Source organism: Trichocoleus sp. ST-U2 (genome assembly GCF_039961875.1).
GTDB lineage: Bacteria > Cyanobacteriota > Cyanobacteriia > Cyanobacteriales > FACHB-T130 > FACHB-T130.
The window spans coordinates 24,443-40,807 of record NZ_JAMPJY010000051.1; the positions used below are offsets into that span (position 1 = coordinate 24,443).

The following is a 16,365-nucleotide window of genomic DNA, read 5'->3' on the forward strand; positions in this document are numbered from 1 at the left end:
TAACAAATCTTCTTTTTAAAACTAAAGAAGGGAATTAATTATCAACGGAAAAATCAGCTTTCGTCCACTTCCCTCTGCTTCCTCTGCCCTCATCTCTTCAGCGTGGTCTGCCAGATGAGGAAGGTTGATTCCAAAACCAGGCAATCAACAAACACACCATACCTACATTGATAAACATATCTGCCAGATTAAATACTGCAAAGTGAATCAGCCGAAAATCCAAGAAATCAACGACGCAACCGTTGAAAAATCTGTCATTGATAACGCAACTGTTGAAAAATCGGTCAATTCCATTGCCCACCGCTCCACCTAAGATAAAGCCACAGCCTAATTGTTCCCAACGCTCCAAATGGGGGTTTGCTAAAGCGAATCCGATTAAGAATAGACTCACCCCCAAAGAAAGCCAGGGCAACCAAACTTCGCCTTGAAACCAGCTAAAAGCTGCCCCAGGGTTCAATTCATAGGTAAAGTGAAATACATTAGGCCACAGCGCCCACGTTTCTTTATAGACAAAATTCTGCACCACCCAATATTTAGTTACCCGATCCAGAATCAGACTAACGAAAGCGGCGAGCCAAAAATAGTGATTTTTAAAATTCATTGTAATTATTCATTAGTCATTAGTTATTCGTGATGAGTGATTAGTCAATCGTTCTTTAGTAATCAGTATCGGTAGACTATCAACCCACTACCCCATGACCAACGAGCGCTTGACTAATGACCGAACCAACGACTTAATAAAGCATTAGCTGGCGTAAGAAATAAGCCAAGACTGTCACTGCACAAACAATTGCCATTTGGGCTGGTAAAGGATAGACGGAGTATTTCAAAACTGCTTCCCATAACGGCAGTAATACCGCTCCCAAGGTTAACAAATGGGTCACGATTAGATAAGTCAAACCAGTGATATGGATGACCAGCAACCCACAAATACAGCTGAAGGATAAAGACTCCAATCGCTGGGGTGCTTTAAAAGCTACTAAGCCACAGATCCACGCACCCGGAATAAAGCCTAGTAAGTAGCCAAAGCTGGGTTCTGTGAGATAGTCGAGACCTCCGCCTTGGGAAAAGACTGGAAACCAAGGAGTTAGACCCAAGGCCAGGTAAGCAATTTGAGAAAGTGCCCCGGCATTTTTACCGCCCATACAGCCAACTAGCAGCACGGCACCAATTTGATAGGTCACGCCCAGCGAGTGAGTTTGAATCCCTTGCTGAGACCAATTCCAAGGAAGGCTGGGGACATACGCTTCCAGAAACGTACCACCAATCGTCAGGAGTAAGCCAATCAAGGCCCACAGTAGTTCAGTGGGAGCAAACACAAGGGTAAAGAAGCAGGGGAGTAAAAGAGCAGGGAAGTAAAGAAGCAGAAGCGTCAAAGAGCAGAAGCGTCAAAGAGCGAGGGAGAAATAGTCCTCAGTCCTCAGTCCTCAGTCCTCAGTCCTCAGTCCTCAGTCCTCAGTCCTCAGTCCTCAGTCCTCAGTCCTCAGTCCTCAGCCCTCACCAGGAGCGGGGAGTCCCGCCCCTAAAGCACTCATACCTTAGCAGTGTATTCGCCGGGAATGGGTGCTTCGCCGCCCGTCAGCCCTAGGGATTCGAGCATAGCATGGTCTTGTTCTGGCGGTTGCCCGATAGTGGTGAGGTAGTGTCCAATCAGCATGGCATTCATTCCCGCTTGAAAGCCCATTGCTTGGAGTTCTCCCATCACGGCTTCCCGTCCGCCAGCGTAGCGCAGAATTTGTTCGGGCAGGATGAGGCGGAAAATGGCGATCGCTTTGAGGGCTTCATAAGGATCGATTTTTGGGCGATCGCTTAGGGGTGTCCCTTCCCTAGGATTTAATAAATTCAGCGGTACGGATTCGACTTCCAATTCCCGCAGCGCTAACGCCAGATCCACTCGGTCTTCCCAGCTTTCGCCCAATCCCATGATTCCACCCGTGCAGGCTTGAATTCCCGCAGCTTTGAGATTTTGGATGGTTTGGACGCGATCGCGCCAAGTATGAGTTGTCACGATTTGATCGAAGAAGTTCTCCGATGCCTCTAAATTATGGTTGTACCGCGTTACCCCCGCCTCAGCTAGCGCCTGAGCTTGTTCTGGCGTCACTTCTCCCAACGCACAGCAAGGTTTAATCTGGGTTTCGGCAATAATTCGGCTCACCGTTTCCAGAATTTGTTCAAATTCCGTCGATTTGGGGCTGTTGTACTTAATGCCGCGTCCTTGAGAAACTAAACAAAACCGCTTTGCCCCGGCTGCTTCAGCTGCTTTGGCTTGGGCAAGAATCTCCTCGGTGGATTTCAATCCATAGATTGGCGAGTCTTGACCGGGGTGGTGAGCAGACTGGGAACAGAAGCCGCAATTTTCCGAGCAATTGCCAGATTTTACATTGACAATGCTGCATAAATCGACTACGTTTCCGCAACAAGCTTGACGGACTTTGTCGGCTGCTTCGCATAGCAGCAAAATATTTTCTTCACCTTCAATTTGGGACAGCGCGATCGCTTCAGCTCTCCCAATCCGCTCGCCAGCAATAATCCGAGAGGTCAGGTTTTGCAGCCATTGCCGCAGTGACTCCTGAGACTTGCTGTTAACATCCACGTTTGACACCGATGCTTGAACCACGTTCGGCCCTTTTGATCGTATTTATTGAAACGATGGCATTTTATCACTTGGTTTGCAGACAACTAAAGCCATACCTTAACCTGACCTTTACTCTATCCTTTACGATTAGACGGTAGGCTAATAGCAAAACTGCCCCTGCTAAGCTGGAATGTCTGGCAATTGAAAAAATTGCATTCTGAGTAAAAAAAATGGTACGGGTCTAGCTTGCATCAACGAATACAAGCGTTTATTGCTTTTACTAACCAGTGTCTGAGGAAAATAATCCCGTGAGTTCCGTGACCTCCGGTTCGCAGAAAATTATGAAACCCCGCTCCGATTGGGATCGGACGATGGATCGGGGCTTTATTTGGCTAACTCGAATTTTTGCGTTTGCAGTTGCTGTAATCCTGATTTGGATAACGGTACAAGTTGCAATTAAAGCTTGGCCTGCGATTACAGAATTTGGGTTTGGCTTTATTACCTCCACCAATTGGGACCCAGTTCGCAATCAGTACGGAGCGCTGCCTCAACTATACGGCACGATCGCTAGCTCAGCGATCGCCCTGTTGATTGCCGTGCCAGTCGGGATTGGCGTAGCTCTTTTTCTGAGTGAAGATTATTTGCCGCCACGAATTCAGGTGGTAATTGTTTTCCTCGTAGAACTGCTAGCAGCGATCCCCAGTGTGGTCTATGGTTTGTGGGGAATTTTTGTTCTGATTCCCCTTTTGAAGGTCGTAGGTAACTGGCTTAACGCATCTTTGGGTTGGCTGCCCATTTTTAGCACGCCGCTGCGTGGCCCAGGCTTGCTCCCGGCAGCGCTCGTCCTCGCCATTATGGTATTGCCGACTATCGCAGCCCTTTCTCGTGACGCCCTCATCTCGTTACCTCCAGACTTGCGGCAGGCGTCAGTTGGGCTGGGAGCGACTCGTTGGGAGACCATTCTCAAAGTGCTACTCCCGTCCGCTTTCTCTGGAATTGTGGGCGCAGTGATGCTGGCACTGGGTCGAGCTTTGGGAGAAACAATGGCTGTAACGATGTTGATTGGGAATTCTAACAACATCAGTCCTTCTATCTTGGCTCCGTCCAACACGATTGCTTCCCTACTCGCCAACCAATTTGCAGAAGCAAGCGGTCTGCAAGTGGCAGCCCTAATGTATGCTGCGTTAATTCTATTTGTCCTCACGCTGTTAGTGAATATCTTGGCTCAGATACTCATTGAGCGCGTCCAGCGAATTTAATCCGTTCCTTGTTCTGAGATGACAGCAGACTTGCACAGGCGGGTTTATCAGTATAGGAAAGCTACTGGCAGATATCTGGTGAAAGCCGCCCCTCCATAATCGACCACTGACCACCGACCACAAATATGATGTCTAAACCCCAGGCTCAACCAGTTTCCGGATTTCCCAGTCGTAGTTTGAAGCGATCGCCTACTTCCCCCCGGACACTGTTTGGGATCGTGATGACGGCGCTAACGTTTCTTTGTGCTGTCCTGGCTATCCTGCCTTTGGTGGCGGTGCTTTCCTACGTAATTATCCAGGGTATAAGCCAGCTGAACGCGAGTGCGTTCACGGAACTGCCGCCCCCTCCCTTAGTACCCGGAGGCGGGTTTGGCAACGCCATTCTGGGAACCCTCATCATGGTTGGAATTGCTGCCCTGATTAGCATTCCCTTTGGCATCATGGCAGCCATTTATTTGTCTGAGTTTAGTAATACGGGTAAGTTTTCTTACTGGATTCGCTTTGCCACCAATGTCCTGAGTGGAGTTCCCTCTATCATTGTGGGCGTCTTCGCTTATGCCGCCGTCGTTCTCACAATGGGAACTTATTCCGCATGGGCGGGAGGATTTGCTTTATCAATCTTGATGTTGCCAATTGTAATTCGGGCAACCGAAGAAGCTCTAAGATTGGTTCCGCAAGAAATCCGACAAGCATCGGTCGGACTGGGAGCAACTAACTTTCAAACGGTGTCTCGCGTGATTTTGCCAGCAGCACTCCCAGCAATTGTGACGGGAACGACGCTGGCAGTTGCTCGTGCTGCTGGTGAAACAGCACCCCTATTATTTACTTCCCTTTTCACCCAATATTGGCCTAATTGGAACAATCAATTAAAAGAACCAACGGCTTCCCTAGCGGTTTTAGTTTACAACTTCGCTACGTCTCCATTTAAAAATCAGCAAGAATTCGCTTGGGCGGCTTCTTTCATCCTAGTTTTACTGGTTCTGATAACCAGCATGATTTCTCGTTTAGCAACGGCTCGTCGAGTTTATTGATGAACAATTGTTCAAATATGTGTTGCTATGATACGGAAACTTAAACAAAGTAATGCAACAATGAATACATACCGAGGTTTAATAGTATGCTAGACGCTGTTTTTAACCTTAAGGACGAAGCCGTAATCTCCTTGACTTCCCAAGCAACACAATCCTTCGCCCAATCATCTGCCCAAAAACCTACAGGGTTTTTGTTAGCCTGTTAAACCCAAAAACCGATCTGACTATTTATGTTGTCGAATTCTCAAACCAAGAATCAAACTGAGACTGTTTTACAGACAGAAAATCTAAAGGTATACTACGGAAATTTTTTAGCACTTCGAGACATTTCGATAGATATTCCCAAAAACCGGGTTACGGCTTTTATTGGACCTTCGGGTTGTGGAAAAAGTACCTTGTTGCGCTGCTATAACCGCCTCAATGATTTAATTAAAAGTTTTCGGGCAGAAGGCAAAGTCACTTACCACGGTCAAGATCTTTACGCTCCAGAAATCGATCCCGTAGAGGTGCGGCGACGGATTGGGATGGTGTTCCAAAGACCAAACCCATTTCCTAAATCGATTTATGACAACATCACCTTTGGTGCCCGGATTAATGGATATCGGGGCGATTTGGATGAATTGGTAGAGCGGAGTTTGCGGCAAGCGGCTCTGTGGGATGAAGTGAAAGATAAACTTCGAGCGAGTGGTTTATCTTTGTCTGGGGGACAGCAGCAGCGGTTGTGTATTGCCAGAGCGATCGCTGTTCAGCCAGACGTGATCCTGATGGATGAACCCTGCTCCGCTCTCGACCCCATTTCAACGCTGCGAGTTGAAGATTTGCTCCACCAACTCAAAGAGCAATACACCATCGTGATCGTGACGCACAATATGCAGCAGGCATCGCGAGTATCTGATATGACAGCCTTTTTCAATGTCGAACCAACCGAAAAAGGAGGTCGTATTGGTTATTTAGTCGAGTACGACCGCACCGAGGTTATCTTCCAAAGTCCTCAGCAGCAAGCAACACAGGAATATGTAAGCGGTCGCTTCGGTTAACTTTTCCAGAAAAACGATTGATTAAAAGAAGGTAGGGGCAGGGTTTCTGCCCTTACTCGTTGTGGGATACCTGTCAGAAGTATTCCTATCAGATTATTTGATTTAGCAAAGCCAAAAAAATAGGAACTTCCATTTTTTTCCGCATCTGTTAAAAGGATGAAAATAGTGGAATATAGGGGCACAAATAAATGTAACGGGGGGTAAAAGTTTATGGATTGTTCCTACAAACCATAATTCCTAAACTATGAACCATCGAGAGTCTACGTTTATTTACACCAAACGTCTTATCTCTAAAATTAAAAATCTAAAATTCTAAGGGTTCCAATTCGAGATAGGATAAACTCTGATTTTGCATTTCCATCTCGTTTGGTAAAAAAAATACTTATGAAGCGTTATTGGTCACGTCTCCTAGCCCTGGTTTTGGTAGTTACGATGGGATTGATGGGCTGTTCCTCCAGCAGCTCGCTAGGACTGAGTGGAGATTACCGCCAAGATACCTTGGCTTTGTTGCAAGGTTTGAGAACAGCAATTGAATTGCCAGAGGGTTCGGCAGACAAGGCAGCAGCTCAGTCACAAGCGCGTCAGATTATTAACGATTTTGCCTCTCGCTATCGGCGGGATAGCTCTGTCGCTAAGCTGAGTTCTTACACGACGATGCGAACTGCATTGAATTCAATAGCAGGGCATTACAGCTCTTATCCGAATCGTCCGCTGCCGGAAAAACTGAAGACTCGCTTAGAGCAAGAGTTCCAGCAGGTGGAAGCAGCTTTGAGACGAGAAGCTTGAAGAACTAGCTGGCGAGTTGTTAGCTGTTAGCTGTTCATTCACTGGCTAATCGCTAATCGCTTTTATGGAGATCGCGTCCACTGCTCTAAGACCCGGTTGGGGATGATGGCAGATGGAGTGAATTTACCGTGACCAGTGGAGCGATCGCATCCGCTGCAACACGCAGCACAGACGGCGGATGCGATCGCCGCAGACAAAGCGCCGCAGATAAAGCGCTACAGACCAAGCGCCGCAGACAAAGCAATGACAGATTACGCCATTTTGTTTTAATTTCAGAAGATAAAATCTTGAAATCCTGTTTGGGCTTTGGTTTGAAAAGCCCAAATGACAACAAACGTGGCAGTTGGTATCGTCGATCTTAGGGGTGCCTATTTCTACTAAAAAGCAGAGATTTGCCGGAAAAGCGGGTAAATCTGTGTATAGAGTCAATTGACAAGTGCTCAGACAAGTGCTGATATGATGCTCAACCAGCGAAATCGGTTCGGATGACACCTTATCTTCCATCCTTTCGTCTGATGGGTAGACATGTCTAACAGTTCTATGAGATTGGTGTTTAGGAGGAAGTTCGTGGGTCAGGCATCGTTAAGATTGCCGCAAACTTGGCAGCGTGTCTATCGCGGTTTAGTTGCAGCAGTTCTGACCAGTAGTAGTCTTATCAACCCTTACTTGGGTTCGCAACCCGCTCTAGCTCAAACAAAGGCATATTGCCAGCTTTCAGCAGATGCGATCGCCCAAAAAGAAAGTTTGCGTGTTTCAGCCGTGAAGGGAAACTCGGATTCCCAAGGTCGCTACAGAACGCTCTTGAAAAAACACGCAGAGAGTTTGCAGCAGTGTCGTCAGCAAACTTGGCCCCGCGTACAGGCAATCTGGCTGCGCCTGTATCCCTGTGACATCCGTCCTGGGGCACTAGATGAATTAATGGATCGCTTGGTTAACCGGGGCTATAACCAGGTCTATGTCGAAGTTTTTTCTGACGGTCAGGTGCTACTGCCTAAGGCAGAAAATTCCACACCCTGGCCTTCTGTCATCAGAACTCCAGGCGCTGAGAAAGTGGACTTGCTCGCACAAGCGATTAACAAAGGGCGCGAACGGGGGATGCAAGTATATGCGTGGATGTTCGCCATGAACTTCGGCTACTCCTACTCCCAGCGACCCGATCGACAGCAAGCGCTAGCCCGCGATGGTATGGGAAAAACCAGTTTGTCAGTCACGGAGGACGGTTCTCAAGCCTTCATCGATCCTTACAACGCCCAAGCAAAACGAGACTATTACCAGCTGGTTCAAGAGGTAGTTCGTCGCCGCCCCGATGGAGTGCTGTTTGATTACATTCGGTATCCCCGCCAGTCAGGAAGCGCTTCGGTGGTAACGAAAGTCCAAGATTTATGGATTTACGGAGATGGTTCTCGACAGGCTTTGTATGACCGCGCCCTCAACAATAAGGGACGAGAACTGATCGAGCGATATATTACCAAGGGATTCATTAGCGCTGGCGATGTTGCAGGGGTGGATAAACTTTACCCAGATGAGGGATCGCCCCTCTGGCAGGGACGCAACCCCGCTGCCGATGAAATGAAAGCAACCGCCTCACAGCGCCAAGCCCGGCTGCAATGGGAGTTGTGGCAACTGAGTGTTGCCCATGCGGCTCAAGGCGTTGTAGACTTTGTGGCGTTAGCCAGCCTCCCCGCCCAGCGACAAAGAATCCGTACGGGGGCGGTGTTTTTCCCGGAGGGGAATCAAACCGTCGGTCAAGGGGGGTATGATTCAAGAGTGCAACCGTGGGATCGGTTTCCCAGTTATATGGAATGGCATCCGATGTCCTATGCAACCTGCGGCAACACCAGCTGCATTGTCCCGCAAGTTGAGCGGGTTTTAAGTCTTGCGCCACCCGGCACTCAGGTTTCACCCGTACTTGCGGGGGCTTGGGGCAAGTCGTTCAATTCTCGTCCGTCCTTAGAACAGCAGATGCAAGCGATCCGCGCTGGGGCACCGCAAGTCAATTCAATCAGCCATTTTGCCTTTTCCTGGCAAGAACCGGAAGTAGACCGCGATCGCAAGTTCTGTGGTGCCGACTAGCGATGCGCTTTTAGCTCCTAGCCGCAAATCTGGGATACTCGTCGCTAGACACGATTCGCAGCGGCACTTGGGTAATTTTTTCTCCCATTAATTGGTCGCTTACAAATTCCATAACCATCGGCTGCAAAAAGAAAAATGCAGCCTTTTTTTCGATTATCGATCGCTCTTCCAATGATTCCAAGGCTTCTAGCAGTTTTTGCGGTGAGATCGAGGGCGGTATCTTCTCCCGCAATTGTGAAAATGAAAGGATTTGGTTACTCAGGGCGAGGCAGTTAATAATTATCTTTTCCGTCTCGGACAACCGCTTAAATTGTTGCTCTAAAAGATTGCGAATTTCACCAAACACTGTAATTTTTTGGCTTAAAAAATCAGAAATATTCCCGTGGAATAACTTTTGAATCGTCGTCGAGACGATTTTTAATGCGAATGGATTTCCTGCATAATATTCAATTAGCTGGCTCCAATCGCTCGGCGAACCCCATAAAGAACTTTTAGCCCTCAATATTTCCTGTACTGGCGCTACCTGCAAACCTTTTAGTTTCAGGACTCGAACGGGTAAAGTTTCTCCTTCCAGTAATCCAATTCCTTTTGGCTTCTCCCGGCTTGTTAGCACCAAGCAACTTTGATGGGGTGTTTCTCCTAACCGTTTCAAAAGTTCACCATAATCCTCATAGCCTTGGCGATAGTGTCCAGTGCTAAAGTGCAAGGAAGGCTTGGGCAAATCGCCCCCGTGCAGAACTGTCTGAACATTATCGAATACCAATAGACAGCGAGAAAGCTTTAAATAACAAATCAGTAGCGAAATTCTCCCGTCTACCGTTGCCGGTAAATCAGTTTCCCGCTCATTTGATAGAAATCGGATTAGCTCTGCTAGCATCTCGTTGATGGGCGGAGCATTGCGTAGACTTCGCCAGATCGCAAACTCGAATCGATCTTGAATTTGATGGCCTAGTTTCACCGACAAACAGGTTTTTCCGATTCCGCCGATTCCTAACAGCGTCACCAATCGGCAGCGTTCCGATAAAATCCAGTGCGTTAATGTTGCCAGTTCTTCTGTGCGCCCGGAGAAAACACCATACTCAGGTGCCTCCCCCCAATCTTGTCGTCCTTCTTTCGTCGTTGCACTTCCTCTCTCGGCAACCGTCTCAATCTTAGAAGCGGGTAAATCGTAATCACTTTGTTCCAACAAGAGGTTAAAAGCTCTGAAGCAGCGACTTAGGGTGCGCTTATCAACCCCAGCTTCACAAGCAAATACCTTCATCAGGGTATCTGGATCTAAGCCAGTGCGATCGCTTAACGCTTCCAGAGTGTACCGATTGTTAGATTTTTCGCAACTTTCCGCTTCAGATTTTGCAGCCTGGAGTTTCTTTAATCCTTGGGGCGTGAGAATCACACCACGCCTACGTTTTTGTTGTTGTAAATTCATCAGAGAAATATCTGAGTTTAACAAACACAGCAACCTGTGGGGCAGGCAAAACCCGGTGTATATGGTCTGTGGGTAATAGGTTCCACCCCACTAAATAGACTGCTACAAACTTCGGATATAGATTTCCTGAACCTCAGAGAATTTAATCACCCCGATTATGGCAAAGCTATAGGCTGTTCGATCCGAAGATTAATAAATTTTCCGATTTTAAGTAACTTCGCAAAGTTAGCCTCTTAATTTTTTCTCGGATGAAAAGCTTACCATGTCTGGCTTCAAAAACTTGATCGGCAGAAATATTTAAGTTCTTTGTTTAGATCCTAAACTTCGGTGGCTGATATTTGATGGACGCGGCAAACTTGACTTATGAAAACATCAATGAATTTTGCTCGTTCAGGCAGGAACACTTTGTTGGATAAGATTTTCAGGAATTGATTGGCTGGGGATTGTGGTTTTCTTCCGAGGCAAGCTCTCAAGTTCTTTTGCGTACCAGTATCCGCGATGAATCATGGGTAGGATACTTTTTTCGCAAACGATTATGTTGACATTAGGCAAATCGCCAGAATCATGAGTTAGAAAAGAACCGGATAAATCTACTCTTTTAAACCCCACAATAAAACCAGCCGTAAAAAATACTTAAATCTCCCTGGGAGGAGCGCTGGAATCAGTATGTAAGACTTGCAAAATTTACCAAATCACAGCTAAGTAAAAGTCGTGTACCTACCTCAACAAAGCTTAATTTAGCAATTTTATTTTCATCAACAGTCCATCGCGTTCATTTATGGAGACATTCGCAATGACCTCACTAAGTACTTTAAATTCGACAGACGATCTGGAGTTTGGCAAACACGTCTCGCGAACGAACGTCCAAAAGATACCCATTTCGGTAAACCAGTTTTGGTCTGGGTTCGATGACTATCTCTCGTTGCAGAAAGTTCTCGGCGCACACGAAAATACTGAACTGGAAACTGGGGATGGAAAACCGGAAAATGGCGTGGGAGCCATCATCCGATTCGAGTTCGGGGGTGGGATCACTCGCGAACGGCTGGTCGTCAAGGACGATCAAACCCACGTCTGGAAGATCGACATACCAGAGCCGAATGTGCTGTTCACGTTCTACGAAGCTACCGCGCGGGTATACGACACGGAGACTGGTCCAGAAGTGTCGCTGACGATGGAAGTCGTGATGCGGAGCGAGAACCGAGAAGATCGGGCAAAAGCACTCAAGATTATGGAAAACTTCCTGCCAACGCGCATCCCTGAAGTCACTAATTTCATCCTCCGAAGAGACGGAATCAAGTGTTCGTTCGAGTTTGATGTCCACTGTCCCGTAGATAAGTTGTGGGCTGTCGTTGGCAATTGGCAGGATGTCTCGTGGGTGCAATACGCCACTGGGGTGAAAATAGAGCCTGACAATAAGCGGCAGATCCTCTTCCCGAACGGTGGAGTTGTCGAGGAGAGCCTCGTGTCTTGCTCGAACGAAGAGCGAACCTTAGCCTATGAAATGACCAAAAGTGCTTCGATGCCGATCAATCTCTACAGGGCTACAGTCAAGCTTTCTGAGGTGAATGCCGAAGTCACCAAAGTGAACTATGAGAACATCTTCATCCCTGAAGAGGGGCAAGATGCCCAGCAACTCAAAGCCAGCATTGAAAAGATGTTCAACCAGCGATTTGAGTGGGTCAAATCGCAATTTGACACTCGCAAAGACACCCAGCAAAAAACTAGCCGCGCAAATGTCACAGGTATCGTTCGCGCCCCCATTGACAAAGTGTGGGCGGTCTTCAGACCCTTTGGTCAGGAGATTATGAAATGGTGGCCTATTTATGAGTGGGTTAAATTGGATGCCCCAGGCAAAGACGAAGTTGGGGCGATACGCTCCTTCAAGACTCTCTCAGGGCGCGAATATAAAGAGCGTCTGGAGATGCGCGACGACCAGAAGCACACCTTGAAATATTCCTTTGTCGAAGTTAAACCTAGTCTTCCCATCACGAGTGCTATCACAACTGTCGAGATGTCAGCCAAGAGTCCGACGGAGACGGTGATTCATTGGTTTTCTGAAACTGAAGTCAGCCCCGTATTTGCCGGACAAATTACTAGCGGTCAGGAAAAAACTTACACTGAAGCGATCAAATCTCTGGATAAGCACTTTAATCCCAGTATTGGCAAGCTGGAAATTGAAGTGATTAGTGGCAAAGATTTGCTCAAAACTGGCTTGTTTAATCCCGATCCTTTTGTCGTAATCGATCTTGACGAGGCGAAGCCACAAGAATCGAAGGCTTGTTTGCAGACTTGCAACCCCTTGTGGAATGAAAAGTTCACCTTTGAGTTGGTGAGCATTGAGGGCAAGCTGCGTTTCAGCGTTTGGGACGCCAACCTCGGCAAAGATGAGTTTATGGGTACTGCCGAAGTTGATTTGCACGAGTTGAAATCTGGTCAATTAACACGTAAAACGCTACCGTTACAGCGTACCGAGCGTGGAGAGATTGTCGTTTCCTTGCGGCTGTTGCTGGATTCAGGGGAAAAACTGCCCGACACCAAACAAATGCAGCAGCAACACGCGATCGCATTCCTGACTGGGATTTTGGATGAGGTTAAGCAGCAAGTTTTGCAAATCGTGCAGCAGTATGCCGGTGGTGAAGACCAAAAGTATGAATATCAAAAGTATCCTCGTCGGAAAGATGCACCTGACGTGGCAATGGAGGACTTGCCACGCATGGTGAAAGGTCTACCGCCAGGAGAAGTGCTACCACCACAGAAACTGGGATTAATTTCGCAGCGTGCCTCTGAGTACCTCTACTCACAGGTGGGATTTTTACAAAGGCTAGAGAAGATCCAGAAGGAGGGCGGCGATCCGTGGACAGCCTTCTTCTCTGGCTGGATCGACCAGCCATATAACCTTCCAAAAATTTGGAAGGATGATGTGGAATTCTGCCGCCAGCTAATCCAAGGGGTTAACCCGATGTGCATTACACTCTGCACAGACGAAAGTGTTATCCCCAAAGACATGGCACACCTGACGGCGCAAGGGAAAACTATCCCTGAGCTGATCGCCCAAAAACGCTTGTTCTTGCTGGATTACGGATATCTAGAAGATATCCCTCAACTTTGCAGTAAAGTTTTCTATCCCGCATTCGTGTTGGTATACCGGGAACTACTGGAAGATGGAAAGTCGCGGCTGAACATTCTCGGCATCCAACTAACGCGCCATAAAGACCGTAAAAACGAGGTTTACACTCCTAACTCACCCTATCCCAACAAGTATTTACTAGCGAAGATTCATGCAGTCTGTGCTGACAACCAGTACCACCAGTTTATCTACCACTTGGGCTTCACGCACTTGGTTATAGAACCTTTTGCCATCAGCCATCACAACGCCTTTCCCAAAGATCACCCAATTGGTCAACTGCTGAAGCCGCACTTTGAAGACACCATCGGCATCAACTACTTTGCTCGTCAAACTTTGGTTTCTTACATTGCTCCCTTTACTAATCAAACCTTCGCCACGGGCACTGCGGGAGCGATGCAGCTATTGCTGAAGGCATTGAAGAAGTGGGACTTTTCTGGTATGAGCTTCCCGCAAGAGCTATTATCACGCGGATTTGATGAGAAGGGTTCGGACGGCGTTGAAGACTACTACTTCCGCGACGATGGGTTCAAGATTTGGAATGCAATTACTGACTATGTCGGCAATATTGTAGCGGCTGTGTATAAGGATGATGCCGCAGTGGCAGCAGATAAAGTTATCCAAGCTTGGGCGCAGGAAACTGCCGATCCGGAGCGTGGAGCTGTTTCTGGTTTTCCGGCTGCTATTGAAACGCGGGAGCTGTTGGTGAAAACTCTAACCAACATTATTTTTCTAGCCAGTGCCCAACATTCCGCAGTCAACTTCCCCCAAAAGGAATACCTAGCGTATATCCCCAACCGACCCAACGTTCTGGATAAGCCAGTACCTGAAACTGAAGGCGATATCACAATGGAATACGTGATGGAAGCTTTGCAGAGCATTACAATTTCTCACTTTGAAGTTTCTTTCTCCTACCTGCTCACCACCCCGTCTTTGCATCTACTGTTCCAATTACCGTTAGCAAACGATCGGTTCTCCTCAATCCACGCTATTTTTATGGCGAAGCTAAATCTGATAGCAGTGGAGATTGAGGAACGGAACAAAAAGCTGGAACAGGAAGGTAAAATTCCCTATCCCTACCTGTCACCCAAGCAGATTGCCTACAGCACTGATATTTAGGACTTAGGGAACTGGTACAACACTGCCACAACAACTTAGTAGTAGATACTTCTGTACCTACTACTAAATTCTGCTATAAAGCTACGGCGAACCCCATTGGGGAAGTTAGACTGACTTAGTCAGTTTTGACTTAGTCAGTTTAATTAAATAGTTAGGCGGCAAACGAAACGGGCAGCAGTCTTACGGATTTACGGAGGAAAATAATGAATCGAATCGCACTCGTCACAGGCACATCATCGGGCGTCGGATTGAGTACGGCGGTGTTACTAGCGCAGTCAGGCTTCACCGTCGTTGCGACCATGCGTAACCTAGAAAAGCGTAATCCTCTTGAAACGCGAGCAAAGACGGAAAATGTTACGCTCGAAGTGCGTAGACTGGATGTTCAGGACGCAGCCTCCATTGACGAGTGCGTAAACTCTGTTGTCCGCGATTACGGTCGGATCGATGTGCTTGTCAATAATGCAGGCGCTGGCTACCTAGGAACCCTTGAGCAAACATCGATTGACGATCTAAATCAAACAATGGATGTCAATTTTTTCGGCGTCTGGCGTGTCACCCAAGCTGTCCTACCGCTGATGCGCTCTGCCGGTTCGGGGCGAATCATTACAGTTACCAGCGTCGGCGGTCTCATCGGGCACCCATTCAACGATGCGTATTGCGCCGCTAAATTTGCGGTCGAGGGTTTTATGGAGAGTCTTGCTCCCGTTGTTAAACGCCTCGGTATCTCTGTGTCCCTCATCGAACCGGGCGCGATCAACACAGAGTTCGTCGCATCCGTCCTAGAGACTAGAGCAAATTTGCAGCGGCCCGTTCCCGAAGCATATAGTAAGATGCTCGATGCATACCTCGCCGCAACGGAGCAAGTCTTTTCCACAATAGGGCAGACAGGTGACGATATTGCAAAAGTCATTGCCGAAGCTGCCACCGCCGATGTGCCACATTTCAGATACCAGACGTCCGACCTCATCCGTGGTCTTGTCTCAAGCAAATATGTCGATCCCACGGGCGATTCGGTGGTCGAGTTTTCAGGCGATCGCCTGCCTTGACGAGGATTTCAAACACCACCTGCGACGCAATTCTCCCCTCGTCCCCTTATTGGTAGAAATTGCGATCGCGCCGCCGTCACACGATAACTTCAACGAACTTTAATCTGACTGGCATAGCCAGAGCAGGTCTGCAATGTGGTTAAAATCAATCCTCCTTTTAGTGGCTAGTAATAGGTAATTGGTTTCCTTAATGACCCATTACCTATTCTCAATTACCAACATCCAGAAGTGATGTTTAGTTACCGCTCAAGAGGAAATGCTTTTTAGCAACAAGAGACAAGGTATAAGCCGAGACAAACTTAATTTAAAATATTTTTTAGGACTCAGTTAAAACGTTGAAAATTGATAATTTAATGGCTCTAAAAACACCAATATAACCGAATAAATATGCAATTTAAAGCTGTGGGATATTATTTTTTTTCACTTGACTTTTTAAAAAAATCCTTAAATAAGGAATAAGCAATGACCTTGAACAAATTGAATTTAAAACGACCCAAGCGCTTACTGCCAATGGATGGTGGCGGTATTCGTGGACTAATTGTGGTTGAAATTCTAATTAAGTTAGAAGACATACTCTGCAACCAACCTAATTCGCCTTGGAAGTGTTTGGCTGATTACTTCGACTTCATTGGCGGCACGAGTGCAGGCTCAATTTTAGTCGCAGGACTCGCTAAAGGAATGTCAGCACGAGAATTGCGTGATATTTTTTATAACGATGCTCAGACAATGTTTAGTAAACGTTGGCTGCTCGGGCAACTGTGGTCAAAGTACGATTAAGAGCTGATTTATAAAGTAAATCTGAAGACAGGGAGTGGATAGCAATGCCGCCAATACCATAAGTGGATGTTGCCTAAAACTGCGGCTATGACTAGAAAAGCCTATAAAAGCG

At 47.3% G+C, this 16,365-nt stretch carries 14 protein-coding genes; 10 read left to right on the forward strand and 4 right to left on the reverse strand.

The genetic code is table 11. From position 1 onward, the window contains the following. Nucleotides 1-97 precede the first annotated feature (97 nt). The 3 genes from lspA to bioB form a co-directional block, all read right to left on the reverse strand. Nucleotides 98-601 carry a signal peptidase II gene (gene lspA / locus NC996_RS23920; RefSeq protein WP_190686171.1) on the reverse strand — a complete coding sequence of 168 codons (504 nt, stop codon included), beginning with the start codon at nucleotides 599-601 and terminating at the stop codon, nucleotides 98-100. Nucleotides 602-734: 133 nt separating this feature from the next. Further along, entirely contained in the window at nucleotides 735-1,319 is a 585-nt protein-coding gene (locus NC996_RS23925) for a biotin transporter BioY (protein ID WP_190414984.1), read from the reverse strand. 212 nt (nucleotides 1,320-1,531) lie between these two features. Continuing rightward, on the reverse strand, nucleotides 1,532-2,617 hold the full coding sequence (gene bioB, locus NC996_RS23930; RefSeq protein ID WP_190686174.1) for a biotin synthase BioB: 1,086 nt from the start codon (nucleotides 2,615-2,617) through the stop codon (nucleotides 1,532-1,534). 299 nt (nucleotides 2,618-2,916) lie between these two features. Here bioB and pstC point away from each other — a divergent pair, with 299 nt between their 5' ends. From pstC to NC996_RS23960, 6 genes are all read left to right on the forward strand, one after another. Beyond that, a complete protein-coding gene (gene pstC / locus NC996_RS23935; RefSeq protein ID WP_190415044.1) occupies nucleotides 2,917-3,834 on the forward strand; it encodes a phosphate ABC transporter permease subunit PstC in 918 nt (305 codons plus the stop codon). 128 nt (nucleotides 3,835-3,962) lie between these two features. Then, on the forward strand, nucleotides 3,963-4,865 hold the full coding sequence (gene pstA / locus NC996_RS23940) for a phosphate ABC transporter permease PstA (RefSeq protein WP_190432156.1): 903 nt from the start codon (nucleotides 3,963-3,965) through the stop codon (nucleotides 4,863-4,865). Between the two features lie 230 nt (nucleotides 4,866-5,095). After that, nucleotides 5,096-5,902 carry a phosphate ABC transporter ATP-binding protein PstB gene (gene pstB, locus NC996_RS23945; RefSeq protein ID WP_190414986.1) on the forward strand — a complete coding sequence of 269 codons (807 nt, stop codon included), beginning with the start codon at nucleotides 5,096-5,098 and terminating at the stop codon, nucleotides 5,900-5,902. Nucleotides 5,903-6,286: 384 nt separating this feature from the next. Continuing rightward, nucleotides 6,287-6,688 carry a photosystem II protein Psb27 gene (gene psb27, locus NC996_RS23950; RefSeq protein WP_190414987.1) on the forward strand — a complete coding sequence of 134 codons (402 nt, stop codon included), beginning with the start codon at nucleotides 6,287-6,289 and terminating at the stop codon, nucleotides 6,686-6,688. 135 nt (nucleotides 6,689-6,823) lie between these two features. Then, entirely contained in the window at nucleotides 6,824-6,958 is a 135-nt protein-coding gene (locus tag NC996_RS23955) for a hypothetical protein (RefSeq protein WP_277877665.1), read from the forward strand. A 270-nt stretch (nucleotides 6,959-7,228) separates the two neighbouring features. Further along, nucleotides 7,229-8,761 carry a family 10 glycosylhydrolase gene (locus NC996_RS23960; protein ID WP_347277789.1) on the forward strand — a complete coding sequence of 511 codons (1,533 nt, stop codon included), beginning with the start codon at nucleotides 7,229-7,231 and terminating at the stop codon, nucleotides 8,759-8,761. A gap of 10 nt (nucleotides 8,762-8,771) precedes the next feature. Here the strand turns inward: NC996_RS23960 and NC996_RS23965 are convergent, their stop codons facing one another. After that, the gene (locus NC996_RS23965; RefSeq protein WP_190686180.1) at nucleotides 8,772-10,187 is read right to left on the reverse strand and encodes an NB-ARC domain-containing protein; all 1,416 of its coding nucleotides are present in this window, start codon (nucleotides 10,185-10,187) and stop codon (nucleotides 8,772-8,774) included. Nucleotides 10,188-10,980: 793 nt separating this feature from the next. Here NC996_RS23965 and NC996_RS23970 point away from each other — a divergent pair. From NC996_RS23970 to NC996_RS23985, 4 genes are all read left to right on the forward strand, one after another. Further along, nucleotides 10,981-14,430, forward strand: a complete 3,450-nt coding sequence (locus NC996_RS23970; RefSeq protein ID WP_242037563.1) for a lipoxygenase family protein — start codon at nucleotides 10,981-10,983, stop codon at nucleotides 14,428-14,430. A 203-nt stretch (nucleotides 14,431-14,633) separates the two neighbouring features. Next, entirely contained in the window at nucleotides 14,634-15,476 is an 843-nt protein-coding gene (locus NC996_RS23975) for an SDR family oxidoreductase (protein WP_190431996.1), read from the forward strand. Continuing rightward, complete coding sequence (locus NC996_RS23980) at nucleotides 15,421-15,579, forward strand: hypothetical protein (protein WP_190431998.1); 159 nt, start codon at nucleotides 15,421-15,423, stop codon at nucleotides 15,577-15,579. The genes NC996_RS23975 and NC996_RS23980 overlap by 56 nt, the downstream gene beginning before the upstream one ends. Before the next feature lie 359 nt (nucleotides 15,580-15,938). Further along, nucleotides 15,939-16,253, forward strand: a complete 315-nt coding sequence (locus tag NC996_RS23985) for a patatin-like phospholipase family protein (RefSeq protein ID WP_190686183.1) — start codon at nucleotides 15,939-15,941, stop codon at nucleotides 16,251-16,253. Nucleotides 16,254-16,365 lie beyond the last annotated feature (112 nt).

Excerpts from the sequence above, each read along its gene's own strand:
- NC996_RS23960 (WP_347277789.1), top strand. The coding sequence starts at position 7,229 with ATGAGATTGGTGTTTAGGAGGAAGTTCGTGGGTCAGGCATCGTTAAGA.
- pstB (WP_190414986.1), top strand. The coding sequence starts at position 5,096 with ATGTTGTCGAATTCTCAAACCAAGAATCAAACTGAGACTGTTTTACAG.
- pstC (WP_190415044.1), top strand. The coding sequence starts at position 2,917 with ATGAAACCCCGCTCCGATTGGGATCGGACGATGGATCGGGGCTTTATT.
- lspA (WP_190686171.1), bottom strand. The coding sequence starts at position 601 with ATGAATTTTAAAAATCACTATTTTTGGCTCGCCGCTTTCGTTAGTCTG.
- NC996_RS23975 (WP_190431996.1), top strand. The coding sequence starts at position 14,634 with ATGAATCGAATCGCACTCGTCACAGGCACATCATCGGGCGTCGGATTG.
- NC996_RS23970 (WP_242037563.1), top strand. The coding sequence starts at position 10,981 with ATGACCTCACTAAGTACTTTAAATTCGACAGACGATCTGGAGTTTGGC.
- NC996_RS23980 (WP_190431998.1), top strand. The coding sequence starts at position 15,421 with ATGTCGATCCCACGGGCGATTCGGTGGTCGAGTTTTCAGGCGATCGCC.
- psb27 (WP_190414987.1), top strand. The coding sequence starts at position 6,287 with ATGAAGCGTTATTGGTCACGTCTCCTAGCCCTGGTTTTGGTAGTTACG.
- NC996_RS23965 (WP_190686180.1), bottom strand. The coding sequence starts at position 10,187 with ATGAATTTACAACAACAAAAACGTAGGCGTGGTGTGATTCTCACGCCC.
- pstA (WP_190432156.1), top strand. The coding sequence starts at position 3,963 with ATGTCTAAACCCCAGGCTCAACCAGTTTCCGGATTTCCCAGTCGTAGT.
- NC996_RS23985 (WP_190686183.1), top strand. The coding sequence starts at position 15,939 with ATGACCTTGAACAAATTGAATTTAAAACGACCCAAGCGCTTACTGCCA.